A 20,172-nucleotide genomic window follows, 5' to 3' on the forward strand; every position below is an offset into this window, starting at 1 on the left:
CACCGCCTCCGGAATCCCAGGTGCCTACGCACAGCGTAGCGAGAGCTCAACCGGGCTGTCCCAGGTGTGGCGCCTGCCTCATCACCCGGCTCGTCAGCCGATGACGATCGGTGGCAATCCCGGGATCAGCGGCGGAATCGAAAGCAGCGGCGGGGGTGGCGTGACGGTCGTCGGAACCGGCAGCGGCGGGTTCGGTTTCGGTGTGGGAGTCGCCACCACGGGCGGCGGCGTCCCACCGGTCGGCGGCGCGAGCGGGCCGGTGGGGTTCGCGGTATCCACGCCGGACGACGGCGGGACGGCCGTCGGTGTCGGCGTCGGCGAGCCTGTCAGCGCGGAGGACGGCGGGGGGATGGTCACCGGCGGTACGACGGCGTCGGGGGAGCTGGGGTCGCGTACACAGTCACCGGCGGCCGGGACGGCGCCCAGCTCGTCGGAGAAGCCCGTGGTGATCGTGTAGCAGACCAGCCGCGAGCCGAGCTCCGTCGTGCGGGCCTGGACCTTGTCGAGCAGGGTGCGGGCGGCGGTGAACTTGTCCCGCGCTTCGGCGGGGGCCCGCTCGATCTGCAGGCCGAGCCGATCGGACTGCTGCCGCGCCCAGGTGCGGAGTTCCGTCAGCCGGGTCTGGCCGCCTTCGTCGGTGACGACGGCCGTCAGCTGCGAGACACCGGCGCGCAGATCGGACTCGAAATCGGCGAGGCCGGTGAAGTACGCCTCGGTGGTCGAAGCCTGGCGGGTGAGTTCGTCGAGTTCACCGACACGGTTCGTGGCGAACTCCAGATGCTTGTTCGCCTTGTCCTTCTCGTCGAAGGTGAGCCCGAGCGCGGCCGATTCACCCGCTCGTTTGATGCCGTAGAGCGGATCACCCGGCAACGCGTCCTTGGACAGCAGCAAGGTGAGACCGCCCAGCGCGAGGACGAGCGCGACGGCGGCCGCGGCGAGGTTGGCGACGGTGTGGCCACGCCGTTTCGGCGGTGCTTCGGCTTCGGCGAGACGTCCGGCGATCTCTTCGCGGATCCGTCGCCGGGTTTCGGCGTCGGGAGCGCCGGCCGCGCCCAATTCGCGGAGGCCGCCGACGAGCGCGAGTTCACGCGAGAATTCGTCCTCTTCCGGAACCGCGTCGCCGTCGACAAGGTCCGCGAAGCGGTCACCGTCCGCTCGCTCCCGTGCGAACCATCCCGGCACGCCCACGGTCCTGCTCCGTCTCTTGCGCTCAGCCCGGTCCTGACACCGGTCTGGCTTGGGAAACGAGTGGGAACGCCCCAGGGTTACGGCAAGGTCCGGTGAGGAACAAATATGGAACGTTAACGCAATCCGGTGGGCAGAAGTTGTGCCAAACGGCGTACCGCTCGGTGCTGGAGCGCCTTGATGGCGCCTTCGTTGCGTTTCATGATCGCCGCGGTCTCGGCGACCGAAAGCCCCTGCATGAACCGCAGCACGATGCATTCGCGCTGGTCTTCACCGAGTTCGGCGACACAACGCAGCAATTCGGCACGGGTGGCGCGGCTGATCGCCTGCTGTTCCGGCCCCGCGACGGCCTGGACACCGACGTTGCCGATCGGCGCCCCGCTGGGTTCGGCGACCTCGTCGGTCACCACCTCCAGCCGGAACCGGCTCGACTTCACGTGGTCGAGGATGATGTTGCGCGCGATCGTGACGAACCAGGCGCCGACGTCACGCCCCTGGTAGCTGACCGACGTGATGCGGCGCAGCGCGCGCAGGAAGGTCTCGCTCGTGACGTCCTCGGCGAGGTCCCGGTCGCCGAGCCGGAACAGGACGTAGCGGTAGACGACGTCGACGTAGCGGTCGTACAGCCTGCCGAAGGCGGAAGTGTCGCCACCCTGCGCGGCGCTGACCAGCTCCCAGGCTTCGGCCTTCGCGGCTTCGGCGGCGGCATTGGTCTCTTCGGCGGTTTCGTCGTGGCTCGGGGCCTTGGCCTGCCGAGGCGACGACGGCGCCGGGGAGAGACCGCTCCGGCGGAGGATGTGGCCCGCCAGCATGGAGACGGGGTTGGGCGCGGGAAGGGTCACGGTGCACCTCCCGTTCCGGGCAGAGAAGACCGGCCCGCATGTCCCACCGCCGCGTGGGCCTGCAAGATCTGCACGTCCGGACTTCCTTTCTCACCATCGAGTGATCAACACCACTCGACGACGCCCAGCAGCATACGTGTAGTTACCGCGAAGTAGGTAGCGGTGCCGGGGTTACGGAACTGCGACGAAACCGAGTGACCCCCATGACGGTGGCCGAGATGACAAACTGGCAACGCCGTTCACCGAGGGAAGAGGTTCGCAGTTGAGCGCGGAGCAGGTTGCCGATCCAAGTGTGCCCACTTTGCTCGCCGAGGCCGCCCGGCAGTGGCCCGGCAAGACGGCCGTCCAGGAGACCGGCGGCGGGGTCACGCTGACTTGGGCGGAACTCGACAACGCCGCCCACACACTGGCCCGTGCCCTGCTCGACGCGGGAATCGACCGCGGCGACAGGGTCGCGTTGCGGCTGCCGACTTCGGCCGCGTTCGCCGTCTCGCTGTTCGGGGCGCTGCGGGCGGGCGCGACCGTCGTCCCGATCTCGCCGCAGGCTCCGGTGGCGGAGCTGAACGGGTTGCTGGAGCACAGCGGCGCGCGGCTCCTCCTGGAGCGCGAAGCGACCGAGGAACTCCTTGAGGGGGTGACAAGCCTCTCACCACCCGTTACCTCGGATGGAGCAGTCGAACCGGTCGACTCGGCCGGCGCCGGTGAGGACATAGCCGTCATTTCGTACACCTCCGGAACGACCGGCCCGCCGCGCGGCGTGATGCTGTCGCACCGGGCGCTGCTGGCGAACCTGGACCAGCTGAGCCGGATCGTCCCGACGCCGCTCGAGCACAGCGACCGCGTGCTCATCACCATCCCGCTGTTCCACGTCTACGGCCTCGGTCCGGGGCTGCTGCAGACCACGTCGGTCGGCGCGACGGCGATCCTTTCCGAGCGCTTCCTCGCCGAACGAACCCTCTCCGACTGCGCCGAATACCGCGTGACCTCGATCGCCGGCGTGCCCGCGATGTACGCCGAGTTCGCCGCGATGGACCCGGAAGAACTGGGCGCCGGGCTCTCCAGCATCCGGCGGATGACCTCGGGAGCGGCACCGCTGCACCCGAGGATCCTCGCCGCGATCCGCGGCGCCACCGGCTTGGACGTCTACGAGGGCTACGGCCTCACCGAATGCGCGCCGGTGGTCACCACGACGCTGGTCACCGGCTACCCGAAGCCGGGTTCGGTCGGGCGGCCGCTGCCCGGGATCGAGATCCGGCTGGTCGACAGCGACGGCGACGCGGCGCCCGTCCCGCTGGACCCCGACGACCTCGGCGACGCCTTCGACGAGGACGGCGGCACCGGGCTGGTGTCCATCCGCGGCGCGAACCTGTTCTCCGGCTACTGGCCCGACGGCGCGCACGGTCCCGACGAGGAGGGCTGGTTCCGCACCGGAGACGTCGGCTATCTCGACACCGACGGCGACCTGCACCTGGTGGACCGGGCGAACGACCTGATCATCGTCAACGGCTTCAACGTCTACCCGCACGAGGTCGAGAACGTGATCTCGATGCTGGACGAGGTCGTCGAGGCGGGTGTCGTCGGCGTCGTCGACGAGCGCACCGGTGAGGCCGTGAAGGCCGTCGTGGTCCCCGCGCCGGGCGCGTCGCTTTCGGAACAGCAGGTCGTCGAGCACTGTGCGGAGCACCTGGCCGGGTACAAGGTGCCGCACACCGTCGAGTTCGCCGAGTCGCTGCCGCATTCGGCGACCGGGAAACTCCGTCGGTTGCGCCTCAGGTGAGGATTGACGCATGGCACACCACGTGACCGTCATGACCCGCACGGGCTGCCATCTGTGCGAGGTCGCGGAACAGGACATCGAACGGATCTGCGGCGAACTCGGCGTCGCCTGGTCGGCTCAGGACGTCGACAGCGACCCGGAATGGCGGGCCGAATACGGCGACCGCGTGCCGGTGATCCTGATCGACGACGCCGAACACGGCTACTGGCGGGTCGAAGAGGACAGGCTCCGGAAAGCACTGGCGTAAGACACTCGTAAGGGCGAACGGCCGACCCCGGGCACCGCGCCTGACGAAGATGGAGTCGTGAACGACGAACGCAGGCTCACCTTCCCGCAAGCCGCGCTGACCGGCCTGCTCGCGCTGGCCGCCGCGCTCGGCGTCGGGCATCTTGTCGCGGGCTTCGTCGGGTACACGGCTTCGCCGTTCATCGCCGTGGCGAACTTCGTCATCGACCACAGCCCGCACGCCGTCGTGGCCTGGGCCGAGCGGACGCTGGAGACCTGGGACAAACCCGTCCTCAGGTTCGGTCTCGCTGTCGTCTTGGTGCTGTTCGCGCTGCTCGCCGGACAATTGTCGCGACGCAAGCCGCTGCCGGGCCAGATACTCGTCGGGGTACTCGGCGCGGCCGGGGTCGCCGCGGTCTTCGTGCGCACCGACCTCGGGCAGATCTCGCTTCTGGCGCCGGTGGCCGCGACTGTCGCGGGACTCGCCGTCTTCACCTGGCTGCACCGGTTCTTCCGGCCGCCGGTGTTCTTCGACGACCGCGAAGGCGAGGGGCCGGACCGGCGGAAGGTCCTGATCACCGGGGCTTCCGTCGCGGCGGGAGCCGGTGTGGCCGCGCTGACCGGCCAGGTCGTCGGCACCAGGAAGAACGCCGACGAGTCGCGTGCCGCCGTCGGCAGGCTCGTCGCGGCCCGGACCGCTCCGCCGATCCCGCCGGACGCGGACTTCGTGAAGTTCGGCACCCCGCCGTATCTCACTCCTTCGAAGGATTTCTATCGGATCGACACGGCACTGGTCGTCCCGCAGGTCCGCACCGAGGACTGGCGCCTGCGGATCCACGGGATGGTCGACCGCGAAGTCACCTATACGTATGACGACATCCGCTCACGGCCGCTGATCGAACGCGACGTCACGCTGTGCTGCGTCTCCAACGAGGTCGGCGGCCCGTACATCTCCAACGCGCGCTGGATCGGCGTCGACCTGCGCGACCTGCTGAACGAGGCGGGGGTGAAGTCCGGCGCCGAGCAGATGTTCGCGACGAGCGTCGACGGCTGGACCTGCGGATCCCCGGTCGAAGCCGCCCTCGACCCTCAGCGGGGCGCGATGCTCGCCATCGGCATGGACGGCGAACCGCTGCCGATCGAACACGGTTTCCCCGCGCGGATCGTGATCCCCGGGCTGTACGGCTATGTGTCCGCCACGAAATGGGTGACCGACCTGGAGATCACCACCTGGCAGGCGCGCGAGGCGTACTGGCTCGGTCGCGGCTGGGGCCGCGAGGGGCCGGTGAAGACGCAGTCACGGATCGACGCGCCCGGTTCGGCGGTGAACGCGGGCAAGGTCGTCGTGTCCGGGATCGCGTGGGCGCAGCACACCGGCGTCGCGAAGGTCGAGATCCGGGTCGATCAGGAGCCGTGGCGGGAGACCGTGCTGTCGGCCGAGACGTCGAAGGACACCTGGCGTATGTGGTGGACCGAGGTCGACATCGCCGCCGGTTCTCACCGAATCGCCGTCAGGGCGACGGATCAGTCGGGCTACACGCAGACGGAAACGCGCGCCGGCACGGTGCCGGATGGCGCCACGGGCTGGCACACGGTGTCGGTGAACGCGCGCTGACGTCGCGTGAAGGCCCCCTTCCCTCGGCTGAGCCGCGGGAAGGGGGCCTTCACGCGGGAGCGGCAAAGTCGGCAGCTCGCAGGTGTCTTCGTCATGGCGCAGGCTGGCGATGAAGGAATTGGGACGTTGAGTGTCCCAATTCCTTCATGGACGCTCTATGCACGGTTCTGGTGGTGCTAGGTGAGGGGAACTTTGAGGGACTCTGAGTCCCTCAAAGTGGCCTTCACGGACTTCCGACTTCCGGCACTTCGCCGTCGCCGACCGCCACTCGCCTCCTCGCACGGCATCAAGCGTGGGTGTGGGGTGCGTCATCCCCTCTACCTGTGACTTTGTGCCTGCGTTCACAAGTGGCTACCGTAGAGCCATCGCCGCCGATGGGCGCCCGGCATCGAACCGGACTCAGCGCCTCGGGTCAAGAGCCGATTTCCTGGTTCGGGCGACTCATGTACTCAGCAGGACCAGAGGGAGCGGACAAGCGTGGTGTCGCAACGAGGCCGGCGCACCCGGGTGACACCGGACGCCGACAACGCGCCCACCGCGGAGATGCCCGCCGTCGAGACCGCCGCCGAACCGGAAGCGGTCCGCGCGAAGTCGATCCCCGAGGCCGCGGTCGCCCGCCTCGCCGTCTACCTGCGAGTCCTCTCCGGATTGGCCGAGCAGGGCGCGACCACGATCTCCAGCGAGGAACTCTCACAGGCCGCGGGCGTCAACTCCGCGAAACTGCGCAAGGACCTGTCCTACCTCGGTTCCTACGGCACCCGCGGCGTCGGCTACGAGGTCGGCGTCCTGGTCAGCCAGATCGAGCGCATCCTCGGCCTGACCCGCAAGCACAAGGTCGCCGTGGTCGGTATCGGTAACCTCGGCCACGCGCTGGCCAACTACGGCGGGTTCCCCGGCCGCGGTTTCCCGGTCGAAGCGCTGTTCGACCTCGACCCGGACCTGGTCGGCGTGCCGGTCGGCGGCCTCCCGGTCTCGCATCTCGACGAGATCCCCAAAGTCTGCGCCGAACGGCAGATCTCCATCGGCGTCATCGCCACCCCGCCGACCGCCGCGCAGTCGGTCTGCGACCGGCTTGTCGCAGGTGGCGTGCAGTGCATCCTGAATTTCGCCCCGGTGGTGCTGCAGGTGCCGCCGCATATCGAGGTTCGCAAGGTCGATCTCGCCGTCGAGCTGCAGATCCTGTCGTTTCATGTCGCCCGCCGCGCGGATCTGGCCGCTCATGGCAACGGCGGAGGAGACGCTGGCCCCGCGACGGCCGAGAATGGCAGCGTGAACGGCCACGGCAACGGAATGGTGGTGCGCTGAAATGAGCGTGTTGGCGGTCGGGCTCTCGCACCGCAGTGCCGAGCTGAGCACCCTGGAGCGCGTCGCGGTCCCCGCGACCGACGTGACCAAGGTGCTCCACGAACTGCAGCAGGCCGAGCACGTCAGTGAGGCGATACTCGTCTCCACCTGCAACCGCATCGAGGTCTACGCCGTCGTCGAGACCTTCCACGGCGGGCTGAACGACGTTTCCGACGTGCTCGCCCGCCAGGCCGGGATGCAGCCCGCGGACCTCTACGACTCGCTGTACGTGCACTACGCGGGCGCGGCGATCGAGCATCTGTTCTCGGTCACCTCGGGCCTGGATTCGATGGTCGTCGGCGAGACGCAGATCCTCGGCCAGATCCGGTCCTCCTACGCCACCGCGCGTGACGCCGGCACCGTCGGCCGCACCCTGCACGAGCTGATCCAGACCACGCTGCGCGTCGGCAAACGTGTGCACAGTGAAACGGGTCTCGATCAGCTCGGCGCCTCGGTCGTTTCCGAGGCGCTGGCCGCGGCCGGGGACATCGCGGGCAAGCACGCGCTGATCGTCGGCGCCGGTTCGATGGGCGCGCTGACCGCCTCTCACCTGCGCAAGTCCGGTATCGGCGAGATCACCATCGCCAACCGCACCGAGGCGAGGGCCGCCCGGCTCGCCGCCGCGAGCGTCGAGCAGGGTGTGCCCGCGAAGGCCGTGCAGATGAGCGGCATCGCGGCCGCGGTCGCCGAGGCGGACGTCGTCGTCTGCTGCACCGGCGCGCAGGCCGCGGTCTTCACCGCCGAGCACGTCCCGGCCCGCGAAGGCCGTCCGCTGGTGGTGTGCGACCTCGGTCTCCCGCGCGACGTCGAGCACGACGTCGCGGAGCTGGCCGACGTCACCGTGGTCGACCTCGAGACCATCCAGCGCCGCATGCGTGAGGCCGGCACCCCGACCACCGAACGCCAGACCGCGAAGGCCACCGGCATCGTGCTCGACGAGGTGCGCGAGTACCTCGCCGGACAGCGCAGCGCCGAGGTCACCCCGACGGTGACCGCGCTGCGGCGCCGGGCGGCCGAGGTGGTCGACGCCGAACTGCTGCGGCTGGACAACCGCCTGCCGGACCTCGAAGCCGGGGTCCGCGAGGAGGTCGGCCGCACGGTCCGCCGGGTGGTCGACAAGCTGCTGCACGCGCCGACGGTGCGGGTGAAGCAGCTGGCCGCCGAGACGGCCGACACCGACTACGCCAACGCGCTGCGCGAGCTGTTCTGCCTCGACCCGCAGGCGCCCGCCGCCGTGGCGAGTCCCACCGCTACGAAAGACAGTGATCATCAGTGAGCAGAGTCATCCGCATCGGGACGCGCGGCAGCAAACTCGCCCTCGCGCAGACCGGCACCATCGCCGACGCCCTGCGCGCCACCGGGGCCGAGGTCGAGCTCGTCACCGTGACGACCCCTGGCGACAAGTCGTCCGCGCCGATCCCCACGATCGGGGTCGGCGTCTTCACTTCCGCACTGCGCGAAGCGTTGCTGCGCAAGGAAGTCGACGTCATCGTGCATTCGTACAAGGATCTGCCGACGAAACCGGAACCGGGCATCGTGCTCGCCGCCGTGCCGCGCCGCGAGGACCCGCGTGACGCGCTGATCGCCCGTGACGGGCTGACCCTCGGCGAGCTTCCGCCCGGTTCGACCGTCGGCACCGGCTCGCCGCGACGCACCGCGCAACTGCGCGCGCTCGGTCTCGGTTTGGAAATCGTGCCGATCCGAGGCAATATCGACACCCGCATGCGCAAGGTGACCGACGGAGAGCTCGACGCCGTCGTCCTGGCGCGTGCCGGACTGGCCAGGATCGGCCGGGCGGAGGAGATCACCGAGACCCTCGACCCGATCCAGATGCTGCCCGCCCCCGCGCAGGGTGCGCTGGCGGTGGAGTGCCGGGCCGGAGACGTGGACATCGAGCACCTGCTCGGATCCACAGTGGACGATGAAGGCACCCGTGCCGTGGCGACCGCCGAACGGGCGTTGCTCGCGGCGCTGGAAGCCGGGTGCAGCGCACCGGTCGGAGCGCTGGCGGAGATCGTCGAGGACCTGGACGCCGAAGGGCGGGTCGTCGAGCGGATCTCGTTGCGGGGCACCGCCGCCGTCGAAGCCGACGGGGAAGCGGTCGACATGGTGCGCGCTTCGGCGCTCGCCGACAAGCACGAAGCCGAACAGCTCGGCCGGACATTGGCCGCCGAGCTGCTCGACCTGGGGGCCGGCGCGCTGTCCGGCCCCGCCCAGTGAGCTGAGAGTGACAGTTACGGCCGCGATCGACCGCGGCCGCCTAAGAGGAGAACGCACAGATGACCCCCGCGCGTAAGACCACCGGGCGTGTCGCCTTCGTGGGCTCGGGCCCCGGTGACGCCGGTCTGCTGACCGTCCGCGCTCAGGAGCTGCTCGCCAAGGCCGAGGTCGTGGTGACCGACCCGGACGTCCCTTCGGGCGTTCTGGCCTTCACCGCGGAGGGCGCCGAAGTGCGCCCCGCCGTCGGCGAGGCCACCGAGGTCGCCAAGGACCTGGTGAACGAGGCCAAGGCCGGACGGCTGGTGCTCCGGCTGATCGCCGGTGACCCGCTGACCCAGCCCGCCGTGGTCGCCGAGGTGCAGGCCGTTTCCCGGACCAGCGCCGTCTTCGACATCATCCCCGGCGTCTCGCCCGGCGCCGCCGTCCCGGCGTACGCCGGTGTCGCGCTCGGTGGCACGCACACCGAGGTCGACGTCCGCGGTGACGTCGACTGGGCCGCGCTGGCCGCCACCCCCGGCCCGATCGTGCTGCACGCGACCTCGGCGCACCTCGCCGAAGCCGCGTCCGCGCTGACCGAGCACGGCCTGGCGGCGACCACGCCGGTAGCGGTGACCTCCAACGGCACCATCAACACCCAGCGCACCCTGGACACCACGCTGGCCACCGTCGCGAACGAGGCGGGCGAGCTCGTCGGCCCGCTGATCGTGACCATCGGCCAGGCCGTCGGCCAGCGCTCGAAGCTGTCGTGGTGGGAGTCGCGCGCGCTGTACGGCTGGAAGGTCCTGGTGCCGCGCACCAAGGAGCAGGCCGGTGAGATGGCGGAGCGGCTTCGCGGCCACGGCGCCACCTCGCACGAGGTCCCGACCATCTCGGTCGAGCCGCCGCGCAGCCCCGCGCAGATGGAGCGTTCGGTCAAGGGTCTCGTCGACGGCCGCTACCAGTGGATCGTCTTCACCTCGACCAACGCCGTCCGCGCGGTGTGGGAGAAGTTCGAGGAGTTCGGCCTCGACGCCCGCGCGTTCTCCGGTGTGAAGATCGCCTGCGTCGGCGAATCGACCGCCGCGAAGGTGCGTTCCTTCGGCATCATCCCGGAGCTGGTCCCGGAGGGCGAGCAGTCCTCGGAGGGCCTGCTGGCCGAGTTCCCCCCGTACGACGACGTCCTCGACCCGGTCGACCGCGTGCTGCTGCCGCGGGCGGACATCGCCACCGAGACCCTGTCGGCCGGTCTGCGCGAACGTGGCTGGGAGATCGACGACGTGACCGCGTACCGCACCGTGCGCGCCGCGCCGCCGCCGGCCGAGACCCGCGAGATGATCAAGACCGGTGGTTTCGACGCGGTCTGCTTCACCTCGTCCTCGACCGTGCGGAACCTCGTCGGCATCGCCGGCAAGCCGCACACCCGCACGCTGGTCGCGTGCATCGGCCCGAAGACCGCGGAGACCGCCGTGGAGTTCGGGCTGCGGGTCGACGTCCAGCCCGAGAAGGCCGACGTCCCGCACCTGGTCGACGCGCTCGCCGAGCACGCCGCACGGCTCCGCGCCGAAGGTGCGCTTCCGCCGCCGCGTAAGGCGAAGCGGGCCCGTCGCTCCTGATTTCGTGACGAAAACCCCCTTCTCCGCCTGATGCGGGAAGGGGGTTTTCTTCGTTAGCGAAACCTTGGTGAGCGCCAAGCGGGGCGGCTTAGCCTCGGTGATCCGACAATCGCTGGGGAGTGACCATGAAATCTCTTGTGCACGCAGGTACCGCTTTCAGTGTGCTGGCACTCGGTTTCGCCGGGTTCGCGGGGACCGCCTCCGCCGCGGCGGCCCCGTTCGAGGTCTGCAGTCCGCTCGGGTGCGCGGCGCAGAGCGTGCGGGGCACGGTCGAGACCGTCGGGGGCCAGGTGCGGGTGGTGGCCACGGTTTCCGACAGTGCGCCTTCGTCGAGTCTCACCGCTCAGTTCGTCCTGTCCGGCAAGACGACCGAAGCACACCGGGTCGTCGTGAATGACGAGACGCGGCGGGTGTTCTTCACTTCGTTGGCGGATCCGACGAAGCTGACCGTGACGGCCTGCGGTGGCGGGGGCTGCAACACCAAGTCCATTCCGCTGTAAGGACTTGCTGGCGTGAGGTACATGATGGCCCCCTTCCTTGCTGTAGGCGCAAGGAAGGGGGCCATCATGTACTGGGCAAGGAGCCCTTCACGGCCTGGCCGCTACCGGCCTCGCCCGCCATAGGTACCTAAAACACCCTTGGTTCGTCCTTCAGCTGAAGAACTTCACGACTTCGGTGTAGGCGAGATACGCGAACATCGCGAGACAGATGCCCAGCAGGGCGTTGGAAAGCCAGCCGGATCGCCCTTCGCGGGGCACCCGTGACGTATTGAGCAGCACCAGCAGGGTCGCCGCCAGGAACGGCATGAACAACGCGCCCAGCACGCCGTAGATCACCGTGAGCTGGAAAGGCTGATCGAGGAACAGCAACGCCATCGGCGGAAAAGTCAGCCACAGCACGTAACCCCGGTATGCGGGACTGCGTTCACCGGCCTTCTTTTCATACGCCTCAACGGTTTCGGTTGTGTTCGCGGGCAGTCGAAGAATGCGCCAACAGTCCGCGAAAAGCAGGCTCACGCCGTGCCAGACCCCGATCACCGAGGTGAACGAAACCGCGAAAAAGCCGATGAGGAACGGGATCCGCGCCCATTGCCCGTAATCCGCGGCGAGCGTGTCGCCGAGGAACAGCAGGCCCTTGTCACCCGAGATGATCTTCTGGCCCAGCAGCAGTTCCGCGCCGACGATCAGCATCGCGATCACGAAGATCCCGGTCATGACGTAGCCGACGGCGTTGTCGGTCCGCATCATCGGCAGCCACTTCGACGAACGCCAGCCCTTCGCGAGCGTCCAGTAGCCGTAGGCCGCCATGGTGATCGTGCCGCCGACGCCACCCACCAGACCGAGCACGTAGACGAGCGAGCCGTCGGGCAGTGTGGGGACGGCGCCCTCGAACAGCGCGGTGAAGTTCGGCACGACCAGCACCGCGGTCCCGACCACGGTCACGAACATCACGCCGGTGAGCACCGTCATCAACTTCTCGATGATCGCGTACCTGCCGAACCACACCAGCGCGAAGCCCAGCAGACCGCAGAGCATCGCCCAGTACCGCACCGAAAGCGCGGGGAAGAGCGCGTTCAGCGGCAGCCCCGACGCCGACATCGCGGTCGCGCCGTAGACGAACCCCCAGATCACCGCGTAGATCCCGAAGTAGATCAGCGCCCAGATCCCCAGCGTTCGCCAGCCGGACAGGATCGTGCGGCCCGACGTCAGATGCCAGCGGCCGACCGCTTCGGCCAGCGCGAGTTTGAAGATCGTCCCGACGAGCACCGCCCACAGCAGCGTGTACCCGAAGCGCGATCCCGCCACCATCGTCGCGACGAGGTCGCCCGCGCCGACGCCGGTCGCCGCGGCCATGATCCCCGGTCCGACCTGGCGCAGCCGTGCGCGCCAGCCGACGGGCGGTTCCTCCACTTGGCCGGTCACCGTTGAACTCGACATGACTGGGAAGGTAACCCACGTCACACTGGGTGCGAATAGGACAAAGGTGACTCTTTACCGTTTCTTAGGGAAGGTCCGCCCGGCTGGACCAACGAGCCGTTCACCGCGCCTGCGGACCGCTTCTCGAGCGGGCGGGAGTACCGTCTATGGGGTGTTTCCCGAACATCGTCCCCGCAGGCTCCGTACCACTCCGGCCATGCGCAGGCTGGTCAGTGAGACGACGCTGCGCCCACGTCAGCTGATCCTCCCGATGTTCGTGGCCGAGGGCATCGACACGCCCCGCCCGATCTCGAGCATGCCCGGCGTCGTCCAGCACACCCGTGACACGCTGCGCAAGGCCGCCGTCGACGCGGTCAACGCCGGTGTCGGCGGTCTGATGCTGTTCGGCATCCCGAAGACCCGTGACGCCGAAGGTTCCGGCGCGATCGACCCGGACGGCATCCTCAACGTCGCCCTGCGTGACCTGAGGGCGGAACTCGGCGACGCGACGGTCTTGATGGCCGACACCTGTCTCGACGAGTTCACCGACCACGGCCACTGCGGCGTCCTCGACGCCGACGGCCGGGTCGACAACGACGCGACCCTGCGGGTGTACGCGGAGATGGGCCTGGCGCAGGCGGAAGCGGGTGCGCATCTGCTCGGGCCCAGCGGGATGATGGACGGCCAGGTCGGCGTCATCCGCGCGGCCCTCGACCGGGCCGGGCGCACCGACACCGGCATCCTCGCCTACTCGGCGAAGTTCGCCAGCTCGTTCTACGGCCCCTTCCGGGAAGCCATCGATTCGCAGCTGAAGGGCGACCGGAAGACGTATCAGCAGGATCCGGGCAACGTGCGCGAGGCGCTGCGCGAGATCGAGCTGGACATCGCCGAGGGCGCGGACATGATCATCATCAAGCCCGCACTGTCCTATATGGACGTCATCAGGGCGGCCGCCGAGGCTTCGCCGGTCCCCGTCGCGGCGTACAACATCTCGGGCGAATACGCGATGGTCGAGGCCGCCGCCGCGAACGGCTGGATCGAGCGCGAGCGCACGGTCCTCGAGCTGCTGACGTCGTTCCGCCGCGCAGGCGCGGACATGATCCTCACCTACTGGGCCGCCGAAGCCGCCGCCTGGCTGGACTGACCTGCCTGTACTGACTCGTGAGTGGTAATGACGGTTAGAACCGTCATTACCACTCACGAGGCGCTACTTGTCCAAGGTGAACAGGTCCAGGCTGTACTTCGGGAAGCGCCCGGAAACGGCGTAGACCCGCTCTTCCGCCCAGTAGAAGCGGTAGTGCCCGGTCGTCGGCCCGAATTCGTCCTTCTCGTCGTTCTTGATCTTGACCTCCGCGTACGGCGTCACGGCCCCGTCGCCGACGGCGGCCTTCACGACCCGCTGCGGGCCCTTCTTGTCGACCGGCGCGACCTCGGTGATCACCTGGCCGTCCTCGACGGCGATCGGCGTCATCACGGTGCCTTCGGGAATCTTCGCCTCCCACTTCCGCTGTCCGGACTTGAGGTCGACGGCGACGAGCGCGTTCACCGTGCCCGCCTGCGGGGTCGTGACGGTGTACAGCGTGTCGTCGGTGACGACGGCCCGGCCGCCGTTGTGCTCGGTGCCCGACGCGTCCACTCCGAAGCCCATGCCGTCGGCCCCGGCGAGCCCGTCCGGTTCGTGCGACGTGCCGCCGTCGATGGTCGAAGTGACCTTCAGCTGGTCGTCGAAGACCTGGTAGATGCCCTTCGTGCCGTCGGAGGAGAACACGACCAACGGCTTCAGCGACAGGATTCCGATACCGACCAGCATCTGGCCCGTTTTCGGCAGGCTTTCCTCGAGTTCGACGTTCCCGGTCGCCGGATCCACCGAAAGCAGGCTGAGGCCGTAGTCGCCGAGGAGGCAGGTCATCACGAGGAGGACCTTGCCGTCCTTGGGCATCAGGTCGGCCGCCGAGCACGGATCCTCGTTGTCCGCCTTGCGGATCAGCGTCTTCGCCCATTTCTGAGTGCCGGTCGCCAGGTCGAGTCCGGCGATGCCCTCCTCCTGGCCGACGAAGACGACGTCGCCGACGATCTGCAGCACCGCGACCTCGGGCGGCGAGGTGCCCGCCAGTTTCTGGGGGACCTTGAGCGGTTGCTGCCAGCCGAGTTTCCCGTCTTTCAGGTCGAGTACGGTCGCGTTCTCGCAGGTCTTGTCATCCCCGAAACCGAGCGCGATCTTCCCGTCGGTGGGGACCGCCGACGTGCCGCAGAACCGCTTTTGGCCCTCCGGGACCTCGGTGAGCCAGTTCCGCTTGCCGTTCGCCCTCGCGAAGGAGGCCACGTACTTGTCGCGGACGACGACGATCGCGTCGTCGACCAGCCAGGAGGCGAGGCCGTCGTGGTACTCGGGGACGTCTTCCCGGTAGGCCGACAGCTGCCACTTCTCCGTCTTGACGGCGGGTGCCGTCGACGCGGGGGGAGCGGCGGTGGGATTCCCGCCGTCGTCGCCACCACTGAGCAGGATCGGCACGGTCACCGCGGCGGCGACCACCACGACGACCAGCGGGATCAGCCAGTACAGGAACTTCTTGCCCCGCTTGGGCGGCGGTGGCTGCTGCGGCCAGCCGCCCGGGTACGGCTGCTGCTGCGGATAGCCGTGGCCCTGCTGCGGCCAAGGCCGCTGCCCCTGCCATTGCCCGCCGGGATGGTTCGGTGTGGTCATCGCGAAATCCCCAGTGGTCGAGTCGATTCGCGCATAAGCTACCCGGGCGGAAACCCTCTGGCCTGCGGAACCACGTAGGCTGCCTCGCGTGAGCGACAGCACAGCCGACGAAACGGACGACGAGCGCCGCAAGCGGGGGAGGGCACCCGACCCGCTCCTTCCCGGGCAGAAGCCCCCGGCGATCACCGTGCCGACGCCGATCACCATCTCCTTCTGGCTCTGGATCGCCACGGGCGTCGTGCTGGTGGCCGGTCAGATCGCCTTGCTGGTGTTGAAGCAGGAATTGACCGACGGGATCATCAAGCAGATCACCGCCAACCCGGTCCCCGGCCAGCCGGTCGACCCCGCGCAGATCGCCTCCGGGGTGAACACCCTGCTGTGGATGCTGCTCGGCGGCGCGGTCACCTTCGCCGTCCTGTTCGCGTTGTTCGCCTACAAGGCTCGCGAGGGAACGCGTTCGGCCAGGACGGTGCTGACCGTGGGCGCCGTCTTCCTGGTGCTGGTGGAGTTGTTCGTCCTGCGCGGCACGCTCAACGTGTTCCTGCTGGTGGCCACGCTGCTGACCGCGATCGCGCTGATCCTGATGTACCTGCCCAGCGTCGCCGACTTCTTCCCGAAGGTCGGGCGCAAGCTGCCATGACGCCCGAGCCGTCCCTCTACGGCGAACCCGGCGTCGGCTGGACGGCGTTGCTCTGGGCACCGCTGTTCGCCCTCGCCGGGTTGCTCGCCGAACTGGCGACCGGCGGACCCGTGCACTGGACGGCCTGGATCCTGGTCGCGGCGGGGCTGGTGCTGATCACCGTGCCATGGGTGTACGCGCGCCGCCGCTACCTCTCGCTCGAAGTCACCGCCGACGGCTACCGGCAGGGCAGGGAGACCCTGGCGGCGGCCCGGATCGCCGAGGTCCTCGAAGACGAGGAAGCGCCCGTCGGGTCACGGGTCCTCGGTGGCGGCTGGACGATCCCCAAGAAGCACGGCGAGGTCCCGTTGAAGCTCGACGACGGCGTCTTCGTCCGCGCCTGGGCGAAGGATCCCGACGCCCTTCGCGAGGCTCTCGAGGGTTTGGTGCGTGCTCGCACCACAGAGTCATGAGAAGCTGCTCATTGTGATCGACCTTCCCCAGCCGACCGGGGCCGACTTGTGGCCGCCGGAGGACGACCGGCCAGCGGCCCGGCTGCACAAACCCCTGCGCGCGCTGGTGGGGGTCGCCGAACTGATTCTCGCCGCGCTCGCGGTCTGGGGCGTTTTCGCTTGCTGGAAGGCCGGTGTCGTCCCGGTGCGGATCACCTACGGCGAATCGACGACGCTCGAATCGCAGCGGTACTTCGGCGGCCCGCTCGCCGGTGCCATCGGGCTGGGTGTGCTGGCCGCGATCCTGGTGGTGGACGCGATCCGCCAGTTCCTGCTCGCGATGAAGACGCGGCAGCGCGCGCCCAAGGATTCCCAGAAGTGAGAACCCGGCTCAGTTGAGCCAGACGACCGCGGCGTTGACCGCGGTCGAGAACAGCAGCCACAGCAGATACGGCACGAGCAGCCAGGCCGCGAGCTTCGAGCGGCGCGCGAACTCCATCATCGTGACGGGCACGACGAAGTCCAGTACGACGACGTCGGCCAGTGCCAGGGCGTGGGCGCCGCTCGCGAAGAACAGCGGTGTCCACAGCAGGGTCAGCAGCAGGCAGACGCCGTAGAGGGCGAAGCCGCGCGTTTCGCCGTCGGTCCGCCAATAGCACCAGCCCGCGATGGCCACCAGGAGGAGCAGCGCCGACCACATCGGGCCGTAGAGCCAGCCCGGCGGCGCCCACGACGGGCGGGCCAGCGCGGTGTTCAGCTCGGACCGGCTGGCCACGGCCAGCGCGGCCACCACCCCCACGATCACCGACATGGCGATGAATCCGGCCAGTGCTTGCCAGCGCAGGCGACGGTGGTGGGTCGGCGGTGGCGGCACCGTGGACACGTGGATTCCTCCGCGAGGGTTTCGGCGGGAGTGGTTCCCACCCTAGTGGGGCCGGTCACCCCGCGCCCGTATCCGCGAGACTCGGCGGCGGGTGTCGACGGGGATTTGCGAGACTGGGGAGGTGACTACCGGAGTCGATCAGTCCAAGGCATGGTTCGAACGAGCGAAGGCCGTGGTCCCGGGCGGGGTGAACTCCCCGGTGCGGGCCTTCAACTCCGTCGGCGGGACCCCGAGGTTCATGGTCCGCGGCGAGGGGCCGTATCTCTGGGACGCCGACGACAACCGCTATGTCGACCTGGTCTCTTCCTGGGGGCCGATGATCCTCGGGCACGCGCATCCGGCCGTCGTTTCCGCCGCGCGCGAAGCCGCCGTCCACGGACTGTCGTTCGGCACGCCGACCCTCGGTGAGGTCGAATTGGCCGAGGAGATCATCGGGCGCGTCGCGCCGGTCGAGCAGATCCGGCTGGTCAACTCCGGCACCGAGGCGACGATGAGCGCGATCCGGCTGGCCAGGGGGTTCACCGGCCGGGCGAAGATCATCAAGTTCGCGGGCTGCTACCACGGCCACGTCGACGCGCTCCTCGCCGAAGCGGGCTCGGGCGTCGCGACGCTCGGCCTCCCGACCTCGCCCGGGGTCACCGGTGCGCAGGCGGCCGACACGATCGTCCTGCCCTACAACGACCTCGACGCGGTTCGTAAGTCCTTTGTGGACAATCCGGACTCGATCGCCGCGATCATCACCGAGGCCGCCGCCGGCAACATGGGCGCCGTCGCCCCGGTCGACGGCTTCAACGCCGGGCTCAAGGAAATCGCGCACGAGCACGGCGCGCTGCTGATCATGGACGAGGTGATGACCGGGTTCCGCGTTTCGAAGGCGGGCTGGTTCGGCCTCGAAGGTGTCGCCGGTGACCTGTACACCTTCGGCAAGGTGATGTCCGGCGGGCTGCCCGCCGCGGCCTTCGGTGGCCGCGCCGACGTGATGGCGAAGCTGGCCCCTGGCGGTCCCGTCTACCAGGCCGGGACGCTTTCGGGGAACCCCGTGGCCGTCGCCGCCGGGCTCGCGACGCTGCGCGCGGCCGACGACGCCGTGTACGCGGCCCTCGACGCCAACGCGAAGCGGCTCGGTGACCTGTTCGACCGGTCGCTGACCGAGGCCGGTGTCACGCACACCGTGCAGTACGCGGGCAACCTGGTCAGCGTGTTCTTCAGCGACAGCCCGGTGACGAACTACCCGGGCGCGCAGGCCTCGGAGACCTGGCGGTTCCCGGCGTTCTTCCACGCCCTGCTGGACAACGGCGTGTACGCGCCGCCGAGTGCTTACGAGGCGTGGTTCGTCAACGCCGCCATGGGTGACACCGAGTTCGAGATCATCGAGTCCGCGCTGCGCGTGGCGGCTCGTGCCGCGGCCGAGGCGGTCCAGGCGTGAGCGAGACGACGATCGTGCACCTGCTCCGCCACGGCGAGGTGCACAACCCGGACAAGATCCTCTACGGCCGCCTGCCCGGCTTCAAGCTCTCCGACCGCGGTCAGCGCCAGGCGCTGACGGTCGCCGAAGCCGTCGCGACCCACGACATCACCCACGTCGTCGCTTCGCCGCTTCAGCGGGCGCAGGAAACCGCGGCGCCGATCGCCGCCGCGCACCGGCTCGACGTCGAAACCGACGAGCGGCTCATCGAGGCGGACAACCAGTTCGAAGGCGAGCGGGTCGCCGTCGGTGACGGCGCCCTGCGCCAGCCGAAGCACTGGCCGAAGCTGGTCAACCCGTTCCGGCCGTCGTGGGGCGAGCCGTACGTCGAGATCGCGCACCGCATGCTCGGCGCGATCCACCGCGCGCGGCAGGCGGCCGAGGGGCACGAGGCACTGTGCGTCTCGCACCAGCTGCCGATCTGGACCGTGCGGCGGTTCCTGGAGGCGAAGCGGCTCTGGCACGACCCGCGCGTCCGGCAGTGCTCGCTCGCTTCGCTGACCAGCCTGGTCTTCGAGGGCGAAGAGCTGGTGCGGATCGTCTACAGCGAGCCCGCCGGCGCGACCGACCCGAAGGTGACCGGAGCATGAAGAGGGTACTGGCGGCCGTCGTCGGGCTGGTGCTCGTCGTTTCGGGCTGCACCACCGGCAAGGACGCCGTCGTCACCGGCGGCTCCTTCAACTTCGTTTCGCCCGGCGGGAAGGTCGACATCACCTACGACGTCGCCGACCGCCAGCAGTCGCCGACGCTGTCCGGCGACGACCTGATGCACGAGGGCAAGCAGCTCTCGATCGCCGACTTCCCCGGCAAGGTCATCGTGCTGAACCTGTGGGGCCAGTGGTGCGGTCCGTGCCGCGTCGAGGCGCCCGAGATGCAGAAGGTCTACGACCAGACCAAGGCGTCCGGTGTCCAGGTCGTCGGCATCGACCTGCGGGACAACGACCGCGCGCCGGCGCAGGACTTCATGCGGGACCGGAAGCTGACGTACCCGTCGATCTACGACCCGTCCGGACGGACGTTGCTGCAGCTGTCGGGCTATCCGCGCAACATCATCCCGTCGACGATCGTGCTGGACAAACAGCACCGCGTCGCGGCGGTCTTCCTGCGCGACCTGCTGGCTTCGGACCTGCTGCCCGTGGTCCAGCGCTTGGTCGCCGAACCCGCCTGACGCGGCTGGTCCAGCGCGTCGTCCTCCGAACGCGGTCGGTCCAGCGTGTCGTAAGTGGCGGGTGAGGTGGGGGTCAAGGTGGTGGGGGTGGGTGGGGTGGGTGGGTGCACCCAACGGCCCACTCCACGCCCCCGACACCCGCCGCGAGAATGCGGACCCGGGTCT

At 69.2% G+C, this 20,172-nt stretch carries 20 protein-coding genes; 15 read left to right on the top strand and 5 right to left on the bottom strand.

The genetic code is table 11. From position 1 onward, the window contains the following. Positions 1-93 precede the first annotated feature (93 nt). Positions 94-1,188 carry a DUF5667 domain-containing protein gene (locus tag ACZ5ZX_RS04710; protein WP_465500660.1) on the bottom strand — a complete coding sequence of 365 codons (1,095 nt, stop codon included), beginning with the start codon at positions 1,186-1,188 and terminating at the stop codon, positions 94-96. A gap of 113 nt (positions 1,189-1,301) precedes the next feature. Beyond that, on the bottom strand, positions 1,302-2,027 hold the full coding sequence (locus ACZ5ZX_RS04715; RefSeq protein WP_465500661.1) for a sigma-70 family RNA polymerase sigma factor: 726 nt from the start codon (positions 2,025-2,027) through the stop codon (positions 1,302-1,304). A 292-nt stretch (positions 2,028-2,319) separates the two neighbouring features. Between ACZ5ZX_RS04715 and ACZ5ZX_RS04720 the strand changes: the two genes are divergently transcribed. The 8 genes from ACZ5ZX_RS04720 (at position 2,320) to ACZ5ZX_RS04755 (ending at position 11,300) form a co-directional block, all read left to right on the top strand. Next, positions 2,320-3,804 carry an AMP-binding protein gene (locus ACZ5ZX_RS04720; protein ID WP_465500662.1) on the top strand — a complete coding sequence of 495 codons (1,485 nt, stop codon included), beginning with the start codon at positions 2,320-2,322 and terminating at the stop codon, positions 3,802-3,804. A 10-nt stretch (positions 3,805-3,814) separates the two neighbouring features. Then, positions 3,815-4,051 (top strand): glutaredoxin family protein, encoded by a 237-nt coding sequence (locus ACZ5ZX_RS04725; protein WP_005151738.1) that lies wholly within the window; start codon positions 3,815-3,817, stop codon positions 4,049-4,051. A 57-nt stretch (positions 4,052-4,108) separates the two neighbouring features. Then, positions 4,109-5,644 (top strand): molybdopterin-dependent oxidoreductase, encoded by a 1,536-nt coding sequence (locus ACZ5ZX_RS04730; RefSeq protein WP_465500663.1) that lies wholly within the window; start codon positions 4,109-4,111, stop codon positions 5,642-5,644. A gap of 477 nt (positions 5,645-6,121) precedes the next feature. Continuing rightward, positions 6,122-6,949, top strand: a complete 828-nt coding sequence (locus ACZ5ZX_RS04735) for a redox-sensing transcriptional repressor Rex (protein ID WP_465500664.1) — start codon at positions 6,122-6,124, stop codon at positions 6,947-6,949. A gap of 1 nt (position 6,950) precedes the next feature. Then, complete coding sequence (locus tag ACZ5ZX_RS04740; RefSeq protein WP_465500665.1) at positions 6,951-8,264, top strand: glutamyl-tRNA reductase; 1,314 nt, start codon at positions 6,951-6,953, stop codon at positions 8,262-8,264. After that, on the top strand, positions 8,261-9,208 hold the full coding sequence (gene hemC / locus ACZ5ZX_RS04745; RefSeq protein WP_465500666.1) for a hydroxymethylbilane synthase: 948 nt from the start codon (positions 8,261-8,263) through the stop codon (positions 9,206-9,208). The genes ACZ5ZX_RS04740 and hemC overlap by 4 nt, the downstream gene beginning before the upstream one ends. A gap of 59 nt (positions 9,209-9,267) precedes the next feature. Next, on the top strand, positions 9,268-10,800 hold the full coding sequence (locus ACZ5ZX_RS04750; RefSeq protein WP_465500667.1) for a bifunctional uroporphyrinogen-III C-methyltransferase/uroporphyrinogen-III synthase: 1,533 nt from the start codon (positions 9,268-9,270) through the stop codon (positions 10,798-10,800). A gap of 125 nt (positions 10,801-10,925) precedes the next feature. After that, the gene (locus ACZ5ZX_RS04755) at positions 10,926-11,300 is read left to right on the top strand and encodes a hypothetical protein (RefSeq protein WP_465500668.1); all 375 of its coding nucleotides are present in this window, start codon (positions 10,926-10,928) and stop codon (positions 11,298-11,300) included. Between the two features lie 150 nt (positions 11,301-11,450). Here the strand turns inward: ACZ5ZX_RS04755 and ACZ5ZX_RS04760 are convergent, their stop codons facing one another. After that, positions 11,451-12,737: an Nramp family divalent metal transporter gene (locus ACZ5ZX_RS04760; RefSeq protein ID WP_465500669.1), complete on the bottom strand. Its 1,287-nt coding sequence runs from the start codon at positions 12,735-12,737 to the stop codon at positions 11,451-11,453. 151 nt (positions 12,738-12,888) lie between these two features. Here ACZ5ZX_RS04760 and hemB point away from each other — a divergent pair, with 151 nt between their 5' ends. Beyond that, positions 12,889-13,860: a porphobilinogen synthase gene (gene hemB / locus ACZ5ZX_RS04765; RefSeq protein ID WP_465500670.1), complete on the top strand. Its 972-nt coding sequence runs from the start codon at positions 12,889-12,891 to the stop codon at positions 13,858-13,860. Between the two features lie 63 nt (positions 13,861-13,923). Here hemB and ACZ5ZX_RS04770 read toward each other — a convergent pair whose 3' ends face one another. Then, positions 13,924-15,420, bottom strand: coding sequence for an outer membrane protein assembly factor BamB family protein (locus ACZ5ZX_RS04770; protein WP_465500671.1), 1,497 nt, complete (start codon positions 15,418-15,420; stop codon positions 13,924-13,926). Between the two features lie 88 nt (positions 15,421-15,508). On the opposite strand from ACZ5ZX_RS04770, the gene ACZ5ZX_RS04775 reads away from it, so the two are divergent. From ACZ5ZX_RS04775 to ACZ5ZX_RS04785, 3 genes are read left to right on the top strand one after another with little or no spacing between them, the layout of a single operon-like run. Then, on the top strand, positions 15,509-16,060 hold the full coding sequence (locus tag ACZ5ZX_RS04775) for a hypothetical protein (protein WP_465500672.1): 552 nt from the start codon (positions 15,509-15,511) through the stop codon (positions 16,058-16,060). Next, positions 16,057-16,512, top strand: coding sequence for a hypothetical protein (locus ACZ5ZX_RS04780; RefSeq protein ID WP_465500673.1), 456 nt, complete (start codon positions 16,057-16,059; stop codon positions 16,510-16,512). The genes ACZ5ZX_RS04775 and ACZ5ZX_RS04780 overlap by 4 nt, the downstream gene beginning before the upstream one ends. Continuing rightward, complete coding sequence (locus ACZ5ZX_RS04785) at positions 16,490-16,873, top strand: hypothetical protein (RefSeq protein ID WP_465500674.1); 384 nt, start codon at positions 16,490-16,492, stop codon at positions 16,871-16,873. Before ACZ5ZX_RS04780 ends, ACZ5ZX_RS04785 begins: the two co-directional genes overlap by 23 nt. Positions 16,874-16,882: 9 nt before the next feature. Here the strand turns inward: ACZ5ZX_RS04785 and ACZ5ZX_RS04790 are convergent, their stop codons facing one another. Then, on the bottom strand, positions 16,883-17,374 hold the full coding sequence (locus ACZ5ZX_RS04790) for a tryptophan-rich sensory protein (protein ID WP_465500675.1): 492 nt from the start codon (positions 17,372-17,374) through the stop codon (positions 16,883-16,885). Between the two features lie 121 nt (positions 17,375-17,495). On the opposite strand from ACZ5ZX_RS04790, the gene hemL reads away from it, so the two are divergent. From hemL to ACZ5ZX_RS04805, 3 genes are read left to right on the top strand one after another with little or no spacing between them, the layout of a single operon-like run. Further along, the gene (gene hemL / locus ACZ5ZX_RS04795) at positions 17,496-18,800 is read left to right on the top strand and encodes a glutamate-1-semialdehyde 2,1-aminomutase (RefSeq protein ID WP_465500676.1); all 1,305 of its coding nucleotides are present in this window, start codon (positions 17,496-17,498) and stop codon (positions 18,798-18,800) included. Continuing rightward, entirely contained in the window at positions 18,797-19,429 is a 633-nt protein-coding gene (locus tag ACZ5ZX_RS04800; RefSeq protein ID WP_465500677.1) for a histidine phosphatase family protein, read from the top strand. The genes hemL and ACZ5ZX_RS04800 overlap by 4 nt, the downstream gene beginning before the upstream one ends. Further along, positions 19,426-20,007: a TlpA family protein disulfide reductase gene (locus tag ACZ5ZX_RS04805; RefSeq protein ID WP_465500678.1), complete on the top strand. Its 582-nt coding sequence runs from the start codon at positions 19,426-19,428 to the stop codon at positions 20,005-20,007. The genes ACZ5ZX_RS04800 and ACZ5ZX_RS04805 overlap by 4 nt, the downstream gene beginning before the upstream one ends. The last annotated feature ends 165 nt before the right edge of the window (positions 20,008-20,172 follow it).

The organism is Amycolatopsis sp. NPDC033938, assembly GCF_055575975.1.

Excerpts from the sequence above, each read along its gene's own strand:
- ACZ5ZX_RS04725 (WP_005151738.1), top strand. The coding sequence starts at position 3,815 with ATGGCACACCACGTGACCGTCATGACCCGCACGGGCTGCCATCTGTGC.
- ACZ5ZX_RS04740 (WP_465500665.1), top strand. The coding sequence starts at position 6,951 with ATGAGCGTGTTGGCGGTCGGGCTCTCGCACCGCAGTGCCGAGCTGAGC.
- ACZ5ZX_RS04750 (WP_465500667.1), top strand. The coding sequence starts at position 9,268 with ATGACCCCCGCGCGTAAGACCACCGGGCGTGTCGCCTTCGTGGGCTCG.
- ACZ5ZX_RS04755 (WP_465500668.1), top strand. The coding sequence starts at position 10,926 with ATGAAATCTCTTGTGCACGCAGGTACCGCTTTCAGTGTGCTGGCACTC.
- ACZ5ZX_RS04760 (WP_465500669.1), bottom strand. The coding sequence starts at position 12,737 with ATGTCGAGTTCAACGGTGACCGGCCAAGTGGAGGAACCGCCCGTCGGC.
- ACZ5ZX_RS04770 (WP_465500671.1), bottom strand. The coding sequence starts at position 15,420 with ATGACCACACCGAACCATCCCGGCGGGCAATGGCAGGGGCAGCGGCCT.
- ACZ5ZX_RS04780 (WP_465500673.1), top strand. The coding sequence starts at position 16,057 with ATGACGCCCGAGCCGTCCCTCTACGGCGAACCCGGCGTCGGCTGGACG.
- ACZ5ZX_RS04805 (WP_465500678.1), top strand. The coding sequence starts at position 19,426 with ATGAAGAGGGTACTGGCGGCCGTCGTCGGGCTGGTGCTCGTCGTTTCG.